A 19,444-nucleotide genomic window follows, 5' to 3' on the forward strand; every position below is an offset into this window, starting at 1 on the left:
GACGAGGGTCTTCGAGCTCTGCAAAGGCTTCTATAATTGCGATTTGAGACACAAGAGTAGATGGATTAGACTAAATTTGCGCTCAATTATACCATATCTTGTTTATATTTAGAATGAAATAGCCCTGCTGGTGGGCAGTGCCTCAGATAAATTGAAAACCTAAAAATCATCAAGGTAAGCACTGCCCACCCTACATCTCCTCCCGATTCCCGATTCCCGATTCCCGACTCCCGATTCCCGATTCCCGATTCCCGATTCCCGATTCCCGATTCCCGACTCCTAAAAAATATCCTTCTGCTTCTGTAATTTAAAAGCGATTATTAAATAAACCCCTGTGTGTAAGCACAGTAGTAGCCAATTAAGAATCAAATTTTGCCAAGTGGCATCATAAACTGGTGTTGCTTCAAAGGGAGGAGGGGGAAGCTTTAATCCGAACCTGGAAGACTGTTCTGGTACCATACTATTCACATTTACCAGGGCACCGTAAGCTCCCATTGACCAACGACTTACCATCAGCCAAGATAGTGTACTGGCTAATCCTTTTAGTTTAAAAATAACTCCAGAAAAAATAATCTGGGGTAGCAAAATTAATGGTATAGTATTATTGGCTTCACTTTCATTTTTTCCCAATGTCGATACCATCAAACCTAAACTGGTAGCAGCGATAATCGTTAAAAAAGTAGTGATTCCCAAGCCAAGTTTCCAATCCAGTAGTTCAGAGGTAGGTGACTTAAACCCATAGAGTACAATAGTAACAATCAATATAGTTTGTAAAAGAGCTAAGCCAGACCGAATCAATACTTTGGAACCGAGATAGGGAAATAACCCTAAATTAACCAGTCGCTCTCTGGCATAAATACTGGACTCTTTCACAATTTCTTGCAGTGAACTAGATAGTCCTACCCAAAGGGCAGCACAGGTAAAAATAAACAGTACTTGTAGCGCTAGAGGTGCTTGGGTGATGTCTGGAGAATTCAGTTGAGCTAAAGGGTCTTTCCCTGACAAAGTCAGAATAATCAAACTAATCCCAATCGGAGCAGTTAGTAAGGCTAGGGCAACACTTCGCATATCCCGCACTACTAGTTTTAAATAGCGCCGACTGAGCAATAGCAGTTGCTTGAGTTTGAGTTGCTTGAGTTGCTTGAAAACAGAAATACCAGCACTTTTGCTAGGGATTGACGTCGATAGCAACCTTTGACCAGGACTGAGGTGTGCGGAAATGTAGGTCTTGTAACCAGGTGAGCTGAGAAACTGCTGATGCCAGTTTTCACTATTCTCCTCAAGTTCCTCCGGTGTTTCCCCTTGCTCTAGCTTGAGGTAAATATCAGGGAAGTATCTTAAGTCTGGAGATGGCATCTTAAAAAAGTCCATCGCTTCTGTGGGAGGACCAAAGTAACACAACCGTCCACCCCGACCCATAAAGGCAATGCGATCGCATACGTCAATATTCGCAGTAGCATGAGTCACCAGCACCACTGTTCGTCCCTGATTCGCTAATTCTCGCAATAGCTGCATCATTTCCTTATCCAGTCCTGGATCTAGACCAGACGTAGGCTCATCCAGAAAGAACAGTTTCGGATCAGCCAATAATTCCACAGCAATACTGACTCGTTTCCGTTGTCCCCCACTGAGATTACCCACAAGAGTGTTTCTCACAAAATCCAGTTTGACTTGTGACAAAGTTTGCTTCACCACCTGTTTCACATCAGTATCTGGTGGTAATCGTAATTCACAGGCATAGGTTAGTACTTCTTTTACCGTTAAATCCCGATGCACAATATCATCTTGGGGAACATAGCCAATTTGTGAGCGGTACTGATTAAAATGCTGTCGCAAATCTTGGCCATTGATAAATACAGTACCTTTAGTAATTGGTGCAATTCCTAATAGAGTTTTCAGTAACGTAGATTTCCCAGTGCCACTACCTCCTACCAACGCCACTAACTGACCTGGTTCAATGGGCATCGAAACCTGATTCAGGATAGTCCGTTTTTTGCCTAATTTATTGTTAACCTGGCGCAGCAATTTATCAGCATCAATCCGGATTTGATTCCCTTGGTCAACTAATTCTAAAGTATCCTGCCTCAACAGTAATATAAACGGACCAATCCGAATCGTATCCCCATCCTTAAGTAAAACGGGTTTATGGATTAATTTGTCATTAACAAAGGTACCATTTCTGCTATAATTATTAATCTGATAATTGCTTGCTGAAATTTTGATGATGGTAGCGTGAAGGGTGGAAACTGTAGGTGCATCTAATTGCAAACAGTGGGAAAGTTCAGGATTAGGAGAACGACCCAATTGCACTGGCCAATTTTGAACAGTTGCCAAGGAAAGCTGCCGTTTATTTGGCGTAACCCTTGGTTGACTATGGCCAGGATTAAAGTAAGTGAGGCGAATGTAGTCCCGAGGATTTTGTCCAATAGTCAACTCCGCACCATGTTTGAGAAGATACCCATCAGTGATACGAGTGTGGTTAACAAATACTCCATTAGTACTAGGATTTGCCCCATCACCATCAAAGATGCGATAATCCTCTCCCTCTTGAAGCAGAAAAGCATGGCGTTGGGAGACAATAGTCCAGCCTTTTTCAGGAATATCGAAATCTGACCAAGTGCGATCGCGTCCTAATCGATAAAATCCTTTCTCAAGAGAAAAACGAAGTACTTGACCTTGATTGTTTAGCTCTAGATATATCATTGTAATATATAGCACTCTCAATCGGATGAGGTACCTCGCCCTTAGGGTTTTAGGGAGCTAAGGCCGTGGGCTAATAAAATTGAATGTACCTCATAGCTATTATAAACGCTATATAATTTTTATTTGAGATGTAAACATAGGATTGATCTAAAAAGCAAACTTATTCCTTCTAATTCTTAAGCAGTCAGCGGTCAGCAGTCAGCGGTCAGCTTTCCTTAACTCAGATTAAACTATAGCGGTTTTTATTCTAATGAGGTACACAAGATTTTTACCCTATTAGCTCTTAGCTCTTACGTCTTCTGACTTCACTGCTCCCTGCTCCCTGCTCCCTACTCCCTCAAAAAATGTACCTCACCTAATTGAAAACCGCTATAATGGTTAATTGTGTTATTCAAAAGCTGACCGCTGAATACTTACGAATGTTAGGCACTGTTAGCTACCCATAGCGGATTTGGTAGCAAACGTGATAATGCCAACACCAACAACAACCAAAAAGAAAGCGAAATATACAAACGTCTTTGAATAGGGTTGGCTTGCTATTACTTTATCGTTACTACTCTTGTTACTATTCATAGCTCCGCGAACAGAAATAAATAGTAAAGGAAGAGAAACAATCATTCCCAATACTTCAATTACAAATAGCGCCTGAGGCATGGGATCTGGCGAGACTGGAAATAGTGTTCCTAAATCTAGGGCGTATACGATAAAATAGGAAATGCCACATAACCCAGACACAATGAACGCCCACTTCAAATCTTTGAAGATAAAGTAAACAATCAAAAGGCTGACTATTACTAGGGAAGTTAAAAAGGTATTAAATATACCCAATATCAACGGGTCAATATGTGAGAAACTCCTTGTTTCAATTAAACCACCAGGAACAAGAGATGCCAACAATCCAAACGATAAAACCAAGAGTGCAGATACCAGATGTCTAATAGTTATCGTCATTGTAATTACCTCATAACTAGAATTATTGCTGTCGAACATCACAGATCAGTCGCAGAAAATCTTATAGGGTTTCCCTAGGGCGATAAGGGGTTTCCTTAAGCAAATGACTGACCAATATTTTTAGAAAAAACAAAGGCAGAAACCATTCCAGACCAGGAATTGGGGGAAATAGATAGCGATCGCCTAACAGCCCTAAGCTGTAAAGCCCTAGCGCCACTGGACGTTGAAGATAGAGGGGAGACCGCAAAATCAAGACCGATGCCCCCAACAGGTAGCTGGACACACCAATAAAGAATCCCCAATCTCCCCCACGAAAGAGCAGGGCCACTAACAAGACATGGATGACATGAACAGACACAAATCCTAAATGCTGCTGCCAACCCTGTTCCGGTCGGTGATACCAACGCTTAGCCGTGGAGGTAGCATTGGTGAGGACACCCCCCACTAAATCCAGGGCAAGAACAGCGATCAGTCCTAATTGCAACGGGGTCCACTGTATTGGGAGGGTCAGGGCGTAGGTTGGAGCTGCTACCAAAGCCACCAGCGACGGTACAAATTGTATGAGCAACTCAGCTTGGGTTGCCCCTGGTCCGGTGAAGCGATCAAGCAAACCTTTCAGACCAGAGCGAGGGGAAGGACAAGTCAGCTCAGAGTGCATTACCTTAACCTCATAACAGTTGTTCTTGTTAACATAACAACTGTTATGATAAACTGTCAATAGACATTGACACTGTGTTTCTGTCCGACTTTATATCTGGTGTATATCTGGTTATAGTAGTCGGCAGGGCAGGCGCGGACATGACAAAAGTCTCAAACCTAAGTAAGCGCAATAGTTTTACTTCTGACTTCTGACTTCTGACTTCTGACTTCTGCTATAGTTCCCTTTGATGCTCATGTCCCAACAGGATCGCCGCCTTGAAGTTTCTGAAGCCGCCTGGCGAGTTATTGTCCGAGAAGGGTTAGATCGCACCAGTATGCGGGCGATCGCCCAAGAGCTGGGTTGCACCACGGGAGTTGTTACTCACCACTTTCGAGATAAGCAGGAGCTGATTCTCTTTGCCCTTAATCAAGTAACTCAGCGTCTGCAAAAAACCATGCAGACTGCAACAGAGCACGCTAGGGGAGTGGATCGACTAGTAGAAATGCTATCTGCGTTTTTGCCACTAGACACTCAACGGCAAGATATTCTCAAGGTCTGGGTCGCTTTTTTGGGGTATGCCATTGGACGAGAAGCCTTGATGGCTGAGCATCAACAGAGTGCTGCTCAGCTCCGTGAGGTGATTATTCAAGAGTTGAAAGCTCTACAGTCAGCCAAACTGATTCGAGCTAACATAGAGCCAGAGTTAGAAGCCAACGCCCTGTTAGCCCTAGTGAATGGGGTTAGCCTCGACTCCCTGATTCAAGCCAAACGCCTTAGCCCTGACCAGCAGCAGATTGTAATTCGGCGCTACGTTAACGAGTTGCTGTCTACCCATGCTATTCCTGGCTCTGTTAATTCTTAATCAAGACAAGTTTGTATTGTCAAACATTAAAGCAATGGCATGTGAACCTTAACCAAAAGACTAATATGATTGCGATTAAGAATTAAACAATCACATGACAGCAGCACAGCTAGACAACCCCAAGCCCAACCCAAAAAACAACAGTCTGTTACACATAGAAAACCTACAGATGCACTTCCCTATCACCCAAGGAATCATCTGGCAAAAGCAAATTGGCTCCATCAAAGCTGTCGATGGACTCAACTTCCAGATCAACCGTGGCGAAACCTTAGGCTTAGTAGGAGAATCTGGCTGTGGCAAAAGTACCACTGGACGAGCGATCCTACAACTATACCGTCCCACAGCCGGTCATGTTTACTTTGAAAATATCGACCTAACCCAGCTAGACCCTGAATCCCTGCGCCAGATGCGCCGCCGGATGCAAATGATTTTTCAAGACCCCTATGCTTCCCTCAATCCCCGCATGACCGTAGGAAGTATTGTCGGTGAACCCCTGCAAATCCATGGGTTAGCCACCGGTAAACAAAAACAAGAACGAGTCCAGTCCTTACTAGAAGTCGTAGGACTCAATCCCCAGTTTATCAATCGCTATCCCCACGAATTCTCTGGGGGTCAGCGTCAGCGGATTGTGATTGCTCGCGCCTTAGCGTTAAACCCTGACTTTATAGTATGTGATGAACCGATTGCTGCTTTAGATGTATCCATTCAAGCCCAAGTGGTTAACTTGATGCAGTCGTTGCAAGCAGAATTTGGATTAACTTATCTATTTATTGCTCACGATTTAAGTATAGTGCGCCACATTTCTGACCGGGTGGCAGTAATGTACCTAGGCAAAATAGTAGAACTGGCAGATCGCGTCTGTTTATATGAGAACCCCTTGCATCCCTATACCCAAGCATTAATCTCAGCCGTACCAATTCCTGACCCTGAACTTGAGCGTCAACGGGAACGTATTATCCTAACAGGGGATGTACCAAGCCCGAGCAATCCCCCCAAAGGTTGTCGGTTTCACACTCGCTGTCCCATGGTAATGGATACTTGTCGGCAAGACCCAGAACCAGAGTTTAAAGATGCAGGTAGAGGACATTATGTTGCCTGTCATTTAGTCCATTGACAAAACGACTAACCACTCACAAAACTAATGTTCGTCCATCGCAATGGATCGAGAGCAACGCCAATTGCTCGGTAGAGCTGAAGGCCATCCCATCCGCAGGGCTTCTGGGCAAATGGTATGAATGGTCAGCTGGCAATCAATCAGCTGCAACCCTTCTTTTTCCACCTGCCTCATCCCTTGTTTCAAGATTGAGTCATTCTTGAATTCAACGGTCTGGTTACACTGAATACACACCAGATGATGGTGATGATGGGGAAAAGGCTGATTGAGTTCATAATGTTTATGCCCTTCTGCCAATTCCAATTCCCGCAGGATGCCCATCCGTGACATTAACTTAACGCTGCGGTAAATTGTAGATAAGCTGATTCCTTCTCCTCGCTGGTCGAGCAATTCGTGAAGTTCCTCAGCACTCAGATGGGTTCCTCTCGGTAAATTTTGGAAAACGTGGAGAATGGTCTCCCGTTGCGGTGTCATACGCCAACCTCGAGCATTGAGTTCGGCCTTGAGTGAAGCGGCAGTATAGTTAGCCATGGTAACCCTCTCAAAAACGAGCCATTATTGACAATATTAAATAATTATTTCTCTCACTTGCAAGAAAATTTCCTAATTGAGAATAAATAGTAAAGGATTATTGGTTACTTTTGAGAATAGGCCAGGCACGGATCGAGCTCTGATACAGGGATACAACGAAAATACCAAATCCAGCTTTACGATCGGGATTTGGCAAATAAGTTAGGAAAAGGGCGAATAACTGAAAAAGGGGGAACAGAGGGAAGACAGGGAACAGGGTTAGGGAAGCAGATTGACCATAACCCTTGTGTATTGTGGCTTGTATGTTATGACTATGTTATTGCCCGATACTTTTTAGCTACCAAAGTCTACCAAGATAAACTTTAGTCCGCCAATGCAAGATGCTTTCACATCCAGGGGGTATCTCCCAAAGCTCTAACGGAATATCCCGCGAGCGCCATAAAAATGTCAACAAAGTTGGTTCCACCGGGATAGAGAGCGCAACTATTAAACCCTTGGTTTTCGGCTTTAATTTAAGTTACATAATAATCCCTGTCGGTGTTACCCTAATTTAAGTCTAACAAATAATAAGAGTTTTTGCTCACGGGGTGACAACAAAGCTCAAACCTAGATAGGTGTTAGGTTTTAGGTTTTAGGTATTGGGGAAATTACAGCAATGAGTCATTTGTATTTCCCAGGAATTGAAGCAATTTTCACCATACAACGTCAATGATAGTTTTAATCAATCCATCCCGCTTGACAATTTTACCTAACACCTAACCCCTAAAACCTAACCCCTGTAAGATTTTCAATTAGCTTGTCACCCCCTGAGGAGTTTTTGGTAGACTCTGCGACGTTTTCTTGTGCTGTTTACTAACCCCTCTCCCTAGATTTTGGCGATTGATGCTTAAAACTTGCAATAAGTAAGCAGACAATACCTAGGTTGATACACACATCGGCCACATTAAATACCGGAAAGTTAATCAACCGAAAATGGAGGAAATCCACAACGCAACCCGTGACTGTCTGGTTATCTACCAAACAACTGTTGAAAAAACGGTCTATGCCATTCCCTAATGCTCCTCCCAGTATGAAGCCATAACCAAGCTGTTCCAACCTAATCAGCTTTGGCCCAAACCAAGCTAGGGCGATTAAACCAAGACTCACAGCTAAGGAAAGCCAGCGTAACCAGCTGCCGTCTTCACTAAAGAGACTGAAAGCGGCACCAGTATTAGTCACATAGGTAAAGTGAAACACTCCTTGCCACAGGGGTAGAGTCTCATCCAATTCAAAATTCTGCACCACCCAATATTTAGTCAGCTGATCCAGAATCAGACCAATAGCAGCAGCAAACCAACACAGGGGGTTTTTTTTCATTAGTCATTAGTCATGATAGCATTTATTGATTGGGTCAGGTACTTACTAGGAGTAGGGAGTAGGGAGTAGGGAGTAGGGAGTAGGGAGTAGGGAGTAGGGAGTAGGGAGTAGGGAGTAGGGAGTGTCAAAGTCGTTTTACGCATCAAGGGTGGGTAAGTCCTTTAGTGATTAGTTTTTTGTTAATTAACCCTTATCAATTAACAATTGTATTTTGACCAATGACTTTTAATAAAACATTAACTGCCGTAGAGCAAATGCCACAACGGTGACAGAACAAACTACCACTAGCTGACTCGGTAAAGGCGAAATGGTATATTTCATGATCGCTTCCATGAGAGGCATAGCCCCAAGCACTGACCAATTGATGCCGTGGAAAATCATCAAATAGCCGACACCATAGGTATGGATGGTTAGTAGACCACACAGGCAGCTAAAGGCCAATGTTTCGACTCGTGCTTGTACCCGAAAGGCTAAAAAACCACACACCCAGGCTCCAGCAATAAAGCCTAGTATGTATCCAAAGCTCGGTTCTTTGATATAGCCAATACCTCCACCTTGAGTAAAGACTGGCAGGTTCAAGCCGATGACAACATAGGCAATTTGAGAAAGAGCACCAGCATTTCTGCCTCCTAAACAAGCAGCTAGTAGGACTGCTCCAATCTGATAGGTAACCCCTAAGGATATAGTTTGAACACCTTGAGTTGACCAATCCCAGGGTGGATTGGAGACAAAGAAGGCTTCTAGAAACGTGCCGCCGATGGTCAGCAGCAAACCAATTATGGCCCACAAAATCTCATTGGGAGCAGACACAGTTACATCGATAATCTATTTATTCTGGCTATTTATTCTAAGAGTTATATTCTCCGGGAATCGGAGCTTCACCACCGGTTAGACCCAAAGAGTCCAGCATAGCGTGGTCTTGCTCTGGTGGCTGTCCCAGAGTGGTGAGGTAGTGTCCAATCAGCATAGCATTGATTCCGGATTTTAGCCCTTTTGCCTGCAATTCACCCATCACAGCTTCTCGCCCACCAGCATAGCGCAGGATTTGCTCAGGTAGGATCATCCGGAAAATTGCGATCGCTTTTAGTGCTTCATAGGGGTCTAGCTTCCCAGATTCTCCCAAAGGGGTTCCAGAGCGAGGATTGAGCAAATTCAGGGGTACTGATTCCACCTTTAACTCCCGCAGGGCTAGAGCTAAATCCACTCGGTCTGCCCAGCTTTCCCCCATGCCCATAATCCCACCAGTGCAGGCTTGAATCCCCACTGATTTCAAGTTCTGGATCGTCTCGACGCGATCGCGCCAGCTGTGAGTAGTGACAATTTCTGGGAAAAACCGCTCTGAGGTTTCTAAGTTGTGGTTGTAGCGAGTTACCCCAGCTTCTTTCAGGGCTTGGGCTTGTTCCGAGGTGACTTCTCCCAAAGCACAGCAAGGCTTAATGCTTGTTTCGGCAATAATCTCCCGTACCGTTTCCAGAATTTGTTCAAACTCTTTCGATTTAGGACTACTGTACTTTGGTCCACGTCCCTGACTCACTAGGCAAAAACGTTTGGCTCCAGCCGCTTCAGCTGCCTTAGCTTGAGCCATTATCTCTTGCTTAGACTTAAGACCATAAATCGGGGAATCAACGCCAGGATGGTGAGCCGACTGGGCACAGAAGCCACAATTTTCTGAGCAACCACCAGATTTGACATTGACGATACTACACAAATCCACGGTATTACCACAGCAGGCTTGGCGCACTTTGTCAGCTGCTTGGCACAGCAGCAATATATTATCCTGCCCTTCCAGTTTGGTCAGGGCTAAGGCTTCCTCTCTAGTAATGCGATCGCCTGCAATAATCCCCTCAGTTAGCTTTTGCAGCCACTGATTCAGGGATGCTGGGGATGTTGAGCATTGTTCTGGTGTACTTGCTGGTGTACTTGCTGGTGTACTTGATAAATCTACAGATACACCTACAGCAGTTGACAAAGGTGCTTGAACCACAGTATCTCCCACATATCTCAGCTTTAAAGGCACCCCTCACTATACCACCTTAGAGTAAGTTAGCTAGTGAAACCTACTACACCAACTCAAAATTTAACCTTTTCTTAATTATAATTTAACCTAATGCTTAACCTACTCTTTATGGTAGAGCGGTACACTCCGGCTGTGACGCCTAAAAAAATCAAGCCAATTCCATGTTGTCTCAAAAGAATAATTTATTGTCAATAGCATTGATCACCACCTTAGCCATGGGGATTACCTCCTGTGGTGGTTCAAGCCCTAAAGTTAAGGTGGATGGTTCCAGCACTGTATTTCCCATCTCTGAGGCAATGGCGGAAGAGTTCCAGAAAGCCAATCCGGGAATCCTTGTTAATGTCGGTGTCTCTGGTACTGGTGGTGGATTCAAGAAATTTTGTGCTGGAGAAACCCATATTTCCAACGGCTCCCGTCCGATCAAAGAATCAGAAATAGAACTTTGCAAGAAGGGAGGAATTGAGTACATCGAATTACCCATCGCCTTTGATGGACTCTCTGTAGTAGTTAACAAAGAAAATAACTTTGCTAGCTGCCTAAAAATTTCTGAACTCAAAAAAATGTGGGAGCCAGCAGCTCAAGACAAAATCAAAAACTGGAAGCAAATTCGTCCTGGTTTCCCTGATACCAAACTAGGACTTTATGGCCCAGGAACTGACTCGGGAACCTATGACTACTTTATGGAAAACACGGTTGGTAAAGACAAGGGCTCTCGGGGCGACTATACCGCTAGTGAAGATGACAATTTGCTTGTTCAAGGGGTATCGAATGATAAGGGTGGACTAGCCTTCTTTGGTTACGCCTACTACGAAGAAAACAAAGATAAACTCAAACTTTTAAAGATTAATGGAGGAAGTGGTTGCATTGCTCCTAGCACAGCAACTATTGCCGATGGAAGTTACAAACCTCTAGCTCGCCCAGAGTTTATCTACGTCAATAAAGAGGCTGCAACTCAACCTGAAGTTAAAGCATTTGTAGAGTATCAGTTGGCAGCAGCAAATTCCAAATTAATTTCAGAAGTTGGCTATGTTCCCATGCCAGAAGACATTATGATGTTGGTGAGAAAGCGTTTTAGCGATGGCAAAGTTGGTACAGTCTTTTCTAATGCTCCTAAAGGCTCCAAAGTGAAACAGCTATTGATGAAAGGGAAATAAATAATAGTAAAGGATGCATTAAAGGATGAAGGCTGAAGGCTGAAGGCTGAAAAGAACCAAGTTGCTAAGTCACCTTGTAAGTCACCTTGATAGATATCACCACTACACCTATGAGTAGAATTATTTCATTCCTCACACTTGATTCCTCACACTTAATTTCTCACAATTGAGCCTTCATCCTTTATCCTTTAGCATTCGCACTGCATCCTACCCTAATATAATGCTATCAAGCGAACACACTTGCTCCTTCAAACTTGCTCCTTCACACTTAATACTTTACTGATGTCTACCACTCCCTCATCTTTTGAGTCATCAGACTCTGAGATGTTTCGACCAAACCGGCAGTTAAACAAGCGGGTAGAACTGGTAGTAAAAATAATTTTTGCTACCTTTGCCTTGGTTTCTGTCGCAACTACCATCGGCATTGTTCTAACCCTAATATTTGAAACAGTAGGATTTTTCCAAGAAGTATCACTCTTGAAATTCCTGAGTGATAAAGCATGGACTCCCTTGTTTCCTAATCCGAAGTTTGGCATTTTTGTGCTGATTAGTGCCACCTTCCTGACCTCTGTAATCGCGCTGATGGTGGCATTACCTCTGGGATTGCTTGCAGCTATCTACTTGAGTGAATATGCATCTAGTGGTATCCGTCGCTGGCTCAAACCTGCCCTAGAAATATTAGCAGGGGTTCCTACAGTGGTATTTGGTTACTTCGCCCTGATGGTAGTTAGCCCCCGCTTAAGAGATTGTATTGATCTTATTAATTGGGGTATAGCATTTATTGGTCGGGTTATACCATTTATTCCCGAGTCATTTGCTATTCCCGAGTTAAAAGGATTCAATGCCTTAAGCGCTGGGATTGTTTTAGGAATAGCCATTATTCCTATGATAGCTTCCCTCAGTGAAGATGCCATCTATGCTGTACCCAACAGTTTAAGACAAGGTGCTTATGCCTTGGGGGCAACTAAACGAGAAACCATCATCGGAGTAGTAATACCAGCAGCATTATCTGGAATTGTTGCTTCCTTTGTACTAGCAGTTTCCCGTGCTGTAGGTGAAACCATGATTGTTAGCATTGCTGCCGGTCAAAATCCCACCTTGGGACTAAATCCCCTAGTACCAGTGATGACCATGACAGCCTATATTGTTCAGGTGAGCTTAGGAGATACACCAGCAGGTTCCCTAGCTTACAAAACTATTTTTTCTGTAGGCATGACCCTGTTCTTACTGACCTTAGCCCTAAATATCTTTAGCTTTTGGTTTGTCCGCCGCTTTCGGGAGAAATACGACTAATGGCACAAGACCTAAAACCTCAAGGAGACGATTCCCCAGGTTACTTCAACCTCGCGCTACCCAAGCGCTACAACTTTGATAAAATCTTCGCCTTTGCGGCCTGGGTTGCCATCTTTTTTGGGTTATTCATACTGGCAGTATTGCTGATTGAAGTTTTTAAGGATGGTCTGCCCCGGCTCGATTGGCAATTTATCAGCAGTCCTCCCTCCCGTAAACCAGACCAAGCTGGTATTTTTCCTCCTTTAATCGGTAGTGTCTGGCTGTTGGTGATAACAGCAATGGTCTCTTTTCCCTTGGGAGTAGGGGCGGGTATTTTCTTAGAAGAATATGCCACTGACAACCTGTTGACCCAGATTATTGAAATCAACATCGCTAACCTAGCTGCTGTACCTTCAATTATTTACGGCTTATTGGGTTTACAAGTGTTTGTTCGGTGGTTGGCTCCCATTACTAATGGTAGGAGCATACTAACTGGTGCCCTAACCCTATCGTTGTTAATTCTGCCCATCATTATTGTTGCCACCCGTGAAAGTCTACGGGCAATTCCCAATAGTTTGCGTCAAGCGGGTTATGCCTTAGGAGCAACTCGCTGGCAAGTGATTCGAGAGCATATTTTTCCTCTCGCTTTACCTGGTATCCTGACAGGAACCATTTTGGCACTGTCAAGAGCAATTGGGGAAACTGCTCCTTTGATTACTATTGGAGCCTTGAGCTTCATTACCAGGCCGCCCATGAACCCACAAGATCCATTTACTGCACTGCCAATTCAAGTTTACAACTGGATCTCCCGTCCCCAAGAAGCCTTTCACACTAACGCAGCAGCGGGAATTGTGATGTTGATGGTAGTGCTGTTGGTCATGAATGCCGGAGCAATTTTCCTGCGAAATAAATTCCAAAGCAATAGATAAAAAGTCAATATACCCACTATTAAAATACAGATTCAAAGGGATGGAAAATTTTTCAGTTTTGATTTCAAAAGTTTACAATTCCACAGAAGATTTAAATATGAATTATAACCAAGTTATGGACTGCACAACTTCGTCTGTAGAAGTACAAGATCCGGTTTTACGGGCTGAAAAGGTTTCCGTCTACTATGGATCATTTTTAGCAGTCAAAGATGTCTATTTAGATATTCCCAAAAACCAAGTTACTGCCTTTATCGGACCGTCCGGTTGTGGAAAAAGCACCTTGTTGCGGTGTTTTAATCGCTTAAACGACCTGATTCCGGGAGCACGGGTGACAGGTAGAATTACCTTCCATGGGGAAAATCTCTATGATAAAAAGTTTGACAACAGCATTGAAGAAGTACGTCGCCGCATTGGCATGGTATTCCAAAAGCCAAACCCTTTTCCCAAATCCATTTATGAAAATATTGCCTTTGGAGCCCGGATTAACGGCTATCAAGGGGACATGGATGAATTAGTGGAGCGCAGTCTTCAACAAGCTGCCCTCTGGGATGAAGTCAAAGATAAACTAAGACAGAGTGGTCTGTCTCTATCTGGCGGTCAACAACAGCGTTTGTGTATTGCTCGCGCCTTAGCCATTAAGCCAGAAGTGTTGTTGATGGATGAACCTTGCTCCGCTCTTGACCCCATCTCCACCCTCAAAGTGGAAGAACTAATGCACGAGCTCAAAGAAAAATATACCATTGTTATCGTTACCCACAACATGCAACAAGCTACCCGAGTAGCAGACATGACCGCTTTCTATAACGCTAGGGCAACGGAAACAGGTGGCAAACAAGGCTATTTAGTAGAGTTCAATAGAACTGAAGTCATCTTCCAAAATCCTCAGCAGGAAGCAACCAGGGACTATGTTAGTGGGCGTTTCGGCTAAATCCCCCTAACATTTTGCCCTAACATGGGGCGTTGCTTAATAATGGAATGATTTTAAGAGTTTTGTGGAATGGGCATCTTGCGTGGAATGGGCATCTTGCGTGGAACTGGCATCTTGCCAGTTTCAATATATTTTCGGGCGGGCAGGATGCCCACTCTACTCCTATTCACAAGAAGATTAAGCAACGCCTAACATCGAGCGAAACCTTGGGTTTTAAACCCAACTCATCGGAGATTTGAGATGAGACTACACATCCCATGGCAACAGGCCCGTGGGATTTTTTTTTCTGATGGCGATGATCCCCCCAGTACCAATTCAAGATAGGATCAAATCTGATTATAAAATTGGATTTGTTGTCAATCATGCGAATAAAGCGCTACTTATCAGGTTTTATTGCCCTGGTACTGGTTATGGTTATCGGTTTAACTGGTTGTGCCTCAAGTGGTACAGGCTTAACAGGAGATTACCGTCAGGATACAATAATTGCTCTACAAGAATTAAGACAAGCCCTTGAATTACCAGAAGATTCACCAGATAAGACGGCAATTCGTGAAAAAGCAACTCTACTGATGAATGACTATGCTTCGCGCTACCGCAGAGATAGATCTGTGTCTACCCTTAATTCCTTCACTACCATGCGAACTGCTGTCAATTCCTTGGCTGGTTACTACAGTTCCTATCCCAATCGCCCTTTACCGAAAAAGGTGAAGGATCGTCTAGAGCAGGAATTTTCCCAAGTAGAGCGTTCTCTCAAACGGGGCGCTTAAGCTGTCGATACCTCGCCTATTGTAGGCGAGGCATAACCTGGGTTAACAAAAAAACTGCGAGTAGAAACCTGTCCTATCTTCAGGTTTCTTGAGAACATCCCAGGTAAGGGAGGGTAGGATTATCGATGATCTCAAAGTTTTGGCCAATTTTTTGATCTGCTCTCCCCCTAACTCTCATTATAAGTAAGAATTTTCCGGAACAGTAGGTAAGAGAGCTGAAAACAGTTAAAGATAATGCCAGCCGAAGCGCGGTTAGGGGTTAGACTAATGATTATATGGTTTATCACTACTACTAGGGCTTTAGTTAGCTAATAATCGACAATAATCAAACTTGCTTGACAAATTTAATGATATATGCATCAAATAAAACGATATAGATTTACCTCTGACCCCTCCCTTGGTGTTTCCCTTTCTATCCCTAAACCATATAATAACTAGCTAAAGCTAATTTTACCAAAAATCCCAGTTAAAAACCCCTGTGCAATAACGGCGGGGATGAAAACGAGTTAGTGACTTGCTGACCCTCTCGTAGTATCCGTTTAGAATCCCTGATGCTGCACCTGGGGCAGATTTCAAAAATATTGAACCAATCGGGGATGAGTTAGCTGGCTTTTGGCTAACTTTCTGTTCTTTTGTAGTGTTTCTAGGAATGTATAACAGTTTTGTTAAACGGAGGCAACACCGGCAAGGTCTACATCGTAGCTTGATTGCCGCCTTTGCAGTAGGAAGTAGTCTGTTGAGTCAGTGTTGGTTGGTACCAACCGCTGAGGCAAAAACAAAAGCTTATTGCCACTTTACTCAGGAAGCGATCGCTCAAAAAGAAAGCTTAAGAGTTAATTCCTTAAAGGACAACTCAAACTCTAAAATCAGCTACCAAACCATTATCCAGGAACACGCCAGTTTCTTACAGCAGTGTCGTTCCCAAACCTGGCCGAAGAATCAAGCCATTTGGGTGCGCTTATATCCCTGTGATGCTCGTCCTGGAGCCCTTGAGGAAACCCTCGACCGTATTGTTAACCAAGGCTACAATCAAGTCTACGTTGAAGTATTTTACGATGGTCGCGTCCTGTTACCAAAGGCAGATAATCGTACTCCTTGGCCGTCAGTCATACAACAACCGGGGAATGAGAACGTAGATTTATTAGCCCAGGCGATTCAAAAAGGTCGTGAGCGGGGTTTGCAGGTATATGCCTGGATGTTTACCATGAATTTTGGTTATACCTACGGTCATCGTGCCGAGCGGCAACAGATTCTTGCCCGCAATGGTCGGGGAGAGACCAGTTTGTCGGTAGTTAAGAATGGCTCTCAAGTATTTATCGACCCTTATAATCGACAAGCCCAGGTAGACTACTATGAGATGCTTAAGGGTGTATTAAAGCGACGCCCCGATGGGATTTTATTCGACTACATTCGCTATCCCCGTGGTTCAGGTTCCCAGTCTGTGGCCAGCAGTGTCAAGGATCTTTGGATTTACAGTGATGCAGCTAAGCAAGCCCTGTATCAACGGGCTGGTAACAATCAAGGTAAGGAGCTAATTCGGCGCTATCTGAGTAAGGGTTCCATTAGTACTAGGGATATAAAAGCTGTCAAAAAGCTCTACCCTGATGAAAAAACTCCCCTGTGGCAAGGTCGCACTCCTTCCCCAAGAGAGAGTACTCGAACTATACAATGGCAGTTGTGGCAACTCAGTGTTGCTCACGCTGCCCAAGGGATATTAGACTTTCTCAAATTAGGTGAATTGGCAGCAGAGCGAGCTGGGGTACAAGCCGGTGCAGTGTTTTTCCCTGATGGCAACCAAGTTGTAGGTCGCATGGGTTATGATTCGAGACTACAGCCTTGGGAACATTTTCCCCGTTCCCTGGAATGGCATCCCATGTCTTATGGTGTTTGTGGTCACACCGGTTGTATTGCCAATTTAGTCAAACGGGTGTTTAAGTGGGCATCGTCGGAAACAGACGTAAAACCAGCATTAGCAGGAACTTGGGGAAGATCCATAAAAAATCGTCCTTCCCTAGAAAACCAGATGCAGGCATTGCGCCGAGTGACACCACAAATTAACTCAGTCAGCCATTTTGCTTTCTCTTGGCAAAATCCAGAATTTGACCGCGAGCGAAAGTTTTGCAGATTATAGCAGTTCGACCTTGACTGAGGTACTTATGACCTGAGGGGAGTAGGGAGTAGGGAGTAGGGAGTAGGTTTTTTAGATCAGGGTCAAACCCAACCCCAACCCCCTCATGAAGCTGCTGCATCGCTTCGACACACCCTACACCCCATACTCACGTCTTTGTTAAAAACCTACCCTTATCAGCCCCCTCGACCTCTGATTAAGATTGGCCTAATGGGGATAGTTCTGATTAAGCAGTTACTAACTGGGGTTCAGGACGCTTGCTGTTACGAATACCGCTAATGGCCTCTGCGTAATCTGGTGCCTTGAATACAGCTGAGCCAGCCACAATCGCATTCGCTCCGGCTTCTAGCACTTCCCAGGTATTGTTCACCTTGAGTCCCCCATCAACTTCAATCCAGGGAGAAAGACCACGCTCATCACACATCTGACGCAGTTTGCGGATTTTTGGCACAACTTCTTTGATAAAGCTTTGACCACCAAAGCCAGGATTGACGCTCATAATCAGGATCAAGTCACAGACTTCTAGGACGTACTCAATTAAATCCAAGGATGAGGAGGGGTTAAGTACAACACCTGCTTGCTTACCCAATTCTTTAATCTGACAGAGAGTTCGGTGCAGATGGGGTGAAGCGTTGTGTTCAGCATGAACGGATATAATATCAGCCCCTGCCTTAGCAAAGTCTGCGACATACTTTTCTGGTTCCACAATCATCAAGTGGACATCCAGTGGCTTTTGGGTAATCGGGCGAATGGCTTTAACAACTAGAGGACCAATGGTGATGTTAGGGACAAATCTACCATCCATTACATCAACATGAATCCAATCAGCCCCTGCGGCATCCACAGCCTTAATTTCTTCTCCCAGTCGGCTAAAATCAGCTGACAGGATAGAAGGGGCAATAACAACTTGCTTTTGGGATAGGGTGTTGCTCATGATTGGAGGTGTTCTCCTGGAAGCTTATTTTTTAGTATTTTAACAAAATCTTTAGATTTTCCCTAACGAGTTGTTGTGGTGCTGACCTACTTAGTGACCACTGGTCTCGTGACCAGTGGGCTATAAATCAGCCCATACCTACGGATGCTCACCCCTAGCAGGTCATGATGGAACTTTTGATAACATGGGCAACAGTTAGTCAGTCTGTAATTTTATGCAGCTGCCTTGCTCAAACGATAGAATATCCTGCTTTAATAGAATTTTGGAGGAAATATGGCGTCAAATCCCCAAGCATCTGCATATACTCAGAGCAGCACCAATGAAACTACCCTGGAGGATGAAAAACAGCTGAAAGTAGACCTCAAAGTTGACAAACCTGGTGCTATAGCCAAACTCACTGCTCCTGAGCCAGGACTGACCCAACCGTGGCAGGAATGGTTGCAAACTCTTACAGAAATTTTGTCACAATTGCCGGAATATATCGGCGGATTTGTTAGCAATTACCAAAAACCCTTGCTTACCGTTGGTCTTTTGCTGGCTGGGTTCATTACTGTTAAGGTCACGTTGGCGGTGCTGGATGCAATTAACGATATTCCCCTGATGGCACCGTTGTTTGAATTAGTGGGTATTGGCTATACCATCTGGTTTGTAGCTCGTTATCTACTCAAAGTCGAAACACGCCAAGAATTATCAGGGGAGATTCAATCCCTTAAAGGTCAGTTTATAGCTAAAAAGTGATATCTAGTTTGGTGGCATTAGCCCTTGTCAGGTGAGGAGTATAAAAAATAGGGCATGGACAATTGTCTCAATTGCTTTCCATGCCCTATTCCAGTAAATTAGTTTGACTAAATTAGTTTGACACTCCCCGGCCTAAAGGCGCGAGGATTATTTAGAGGAGGTACCCTTTTGGGGCATTGCTCGTAACAACTACCAACATGGGGTTGATAGTCCACTTGGCGGTGCCAATTGCCTCTACTCTCTCCGACAGAAATGTCATTGAGTCTACTTTTTTTTTGAAGTACTTTGATTCGCTTTCCGAAAAGACTCTTGCGTGGCATTGGGCTGGAATTGGAGTCTTAGACCGAGTCCCCATTTCGAGTAACTACCATTTAACCAACGCGTCCCACTGCTGGGAGTTTCACCCTTCCTTTTCCCTTC

The 19,444-nt window shown here is 44.2% G+C and carries 18 protein-coding genes; 9 read left to right on the forward strand and 9 right to left on the reverse strand.

What is annotated here, in order from left to right; all coding sequences use genetic code 11:
* Positions 1-279 precede the first annotated feature (279 nt).
* From F6K51_RS16360 to F6K51_RS16370, 3 genes are all read right to left on the reverse strand, one after another.
* Entirely contained in the window at positions 280-2,703 is a 2,424-nt protein-coding gene (locus F6K51_RS16360) for an ATP-binding cassette domain-containing protein (protein ID WP_293021844.1), read from the reverse strand.
* A 432-nt stretch (positions 2,704-3,135) separates the two neighbouring features.
* Entirely contained in the window at positions 3,136-3,654 is a 519-nt protein-coding gene (locus tag F6K51_RS16365) for a hypothetical protein (protein ID WP_293021845.1), read from the reverse strand.
* Positions 3,655-3,715: 61 nt separating this feature from the next.
* Positions 3,716-4,312: a hypothetical protein gene (locus tag F6K51_RS16370; protein ID WP_293021846.1), complete on the reverse strand. Its 597-nt coding sequence runs from the start codon at positions 4,310-4,312 to the stop codon at positions 3,716-3,718.
* A gap of 229 nt (positions 4,313-4,541) precedes the next feature.
* On the opposite strand from F6K51_RS16370, the gene F6K51_RS16375 reads away from it, so the two are divergent.
* Together F6K51_RS16375 and F6K51_RS16380 are read left to right on the forward strand one after the other, a co-directional pair.
* Positions 4,542-5,156 carry a TetR/AcrR family transcriptional regulator gene (locus F6K51_RS16375; RefSeq protein ID WP_293021848.1) on the forward strand — a complete coding sequence of 205 codons (615 nt, stop codon included), beginning with the start codon at positions 4,542-4,544 and terminating at the stop codon, positions 5,154-5,156.
* 94 nt (positions 5,157-5,250) lie between these two features.
* Entirely contained in the window at positions 5,251-6,270 is a 1,020-nt protein-coding gene (locus F6K51_RS16380) for a dipeptide ABC transporter ATP-binding protein (RefSeq protein WP_293021850.1), read from the forward strand.
* A gap of 24 nt (positions 6,271-6,294) precedes the next feature.
* On the opposite strand, the gene F6K51_RS16385 is transcribed toward F6K51_RS16380, so the two are convergent.
* The 5 genes from F6K51_RS16385 to bioB form a co-directional block, all read right to left on the reverse strand.
* Positions 6,295-6,801, reverse strand: coding sequence for a transcriptional repressor (locus F6K51_RS16385; RefSeq protein ID WP_070393137.1), 507 nt, complete (start codon positions 6,799-6,801; stop codon positions 6,295-6,297).
* An 852-nt stretch (positions 6,802-7,653) separates the two neighbouring features.
* Positions 7,654-8,157 carry a signal peptidase II gene (gene lspA / locus F6K51_RS16390; RefSeq protein ID WP_293021854.1) on the reverse strand — a complete coding sequence of 168 codons (504 nt, stop codon included), beginning with the start codon at positions 8,155-8,157 and terminating at the stop codon, positions 7,654-7,656.
* Complete coding sequence (locus F6K51_RS16395) at positions 8,157-8,300, reverse strand: hypothetical protein (protein WP_293021855.1); 144 nt, start codon at positions 8,298-8,300, stop codon at positions 8,157-8,159. Before F6K51_RS16395 ends, lspA begins: the two co-directional genes overlap by 1 nt.
* 82 nt (positions 8,301-8,382) lie before the next feature.
* Positions 8,383-8,967 (reverse strand): biotin transporter BioY, encoded by a 585-nt coding sequence (locus F6K51_RS16400; protein ID WP_293021857.1) that lies wholly within the window; start codon positions 8,965-8,967, stop codon positions 8,383-8,385.
* A 37-nt stretch (positions 8,968-9,004) separates the two neighbouring features.
* On the reverse strand, positions 9,005-10,153 hold the full coding sequence (gene bioB, locus F6K51_RS16405) for a biotin synthase BioB (protein WP_293021944.1): 1,149 nt from the start codon (positions 10,151-10,153) through the stop codon (positions 9,005-9,007).
* Between the two features lie 206 nt (positions 10,154-10,359).
* On the opposite strand from bioB, the gene F6K51_RS16410 reads away from it, so the two are divergent.
* The 6 genes from F6K51_RS16410 to F6K51_RS16435 all read left to right on the forward strand — a co-directional run bounded on the left by F6K51_RS16410 (position 10,360) and on the right by F6K51_RS16435 (position 17,355).
* Positions 10,360-11,328: a PstS family phosphate ABC transporter substrate-binding protein gene (locus tag F6K51_RS16410; RefSeq protein WP_293021858.1), complete on the forward strand. Its 969-nt coding sequence runs from the start codon at positions 10,360-10,362 to the stop codon at positions 11,326-11,328.
* 282 nt (positions 11,329-11,610) lie between these two features.
* On the forward strand, positions 11,611-12,621 hold the full coding sequence (pstC, locus tag F6K51_RS16415) for a phosphate ABC transporter permease subunit PstC (protein ID WP_293021859.1): 1,011 nt from the start codon (positions 11,611-11,613) through the stop codon (positions 12,619-12,621).
* Complete coding sequence (pstA, locus tag F6K51_RS16420; RefSeq protein WP_293021861.1) at positions 12,621-13,529, forward strand: phosphate ABC transporter permease PstA; 909 nt, start codon at positions 12,621-12,623, stop codon at positions 13,527-13,529. Before pstC ends, pstA begins: the two co-directional genes overlap by 1 nt.
* 97 nt (positions 13,530-13,626) lie before the next feature.
* On the forward strand, positions 13,627-14,457 hold the full coding sequence (pstB, locus tag F6K51_RS16425; protein WP_293021863.1) for a phosphate ABC transporter ATP-binding protein PstB: 831 nt from the start codon (positions 13,627-13,629) through the stop codon (positions 14,455-14,457).
* A gap of 362 nt (positions 14,458-14,819) precedes the next feature.
* Positions 14,820-15,224, forward strand: coding sequence for a photosystem II protein Psb27 (gene psb27, locus F6K51_RS16430; protein ID WP_364301414.1), 405 nt, complete (start codon positions 14,820-14,822; stop codon positions 15,222-15,224).
* A 649-nt stretch (positions 15,225-15,873) separates the two neighbouring features.
* Positions 15,874-17,355 carry a family 10 glycosylhydrolase gene (locus F6K51_RS16435; RefSeq protein WP_293021865.1) on the forward strand — a complete coding sequence of 494 codons (1,482 nt, stop codon included), beginning with the start codon at positions 15,874-15,876 and terminating at the stop codon, positions 17,353-17,355.
* Positions 17,356-17,578: 223 nt separating this feature from the next.
* Here F6K51_RS16435 and rpe read toward each other — a convergent pair whose 3' ends face one another.
* On the reverse strand, positions 17,579-18,286 hold the full coding sequence (gene rpe / locus F6K51_RS16440; protein WP_293021866.1) for a ribulose-phosphate 3-epimerase: 708 nt from the start codon (positions 18,284-18,286) through the stop codon (positions 17,579-17,581).
* Positions 18,287-18,559: 273 nt separating this feature from the next.
* Between rpe and F6K51_RS16445 the strand changes: the two genes are divergently transcribed.
* Positions 18,560-19,024, forward strand: coding sequence for a CAAD domain-containing protein (locus tag F6K51_RS16445; RefSeq protein WP_293021868.1), 465 nt, complete (start codon positions 18,560-18,562; stop codon positions 19,022-19,024).
* The last annotated feature ends 420 nt before the right edge of the window (positions 19,025-19,444 follow it).

Source organism: Moorena sp. SIO3I8 (assembly GCF_010692325.1).
GTDB lineage: Bacteria > Cyanobacteriota > Cyanobacteriia > Cyanobacteriales > Coleofasciculaceae > Moorena.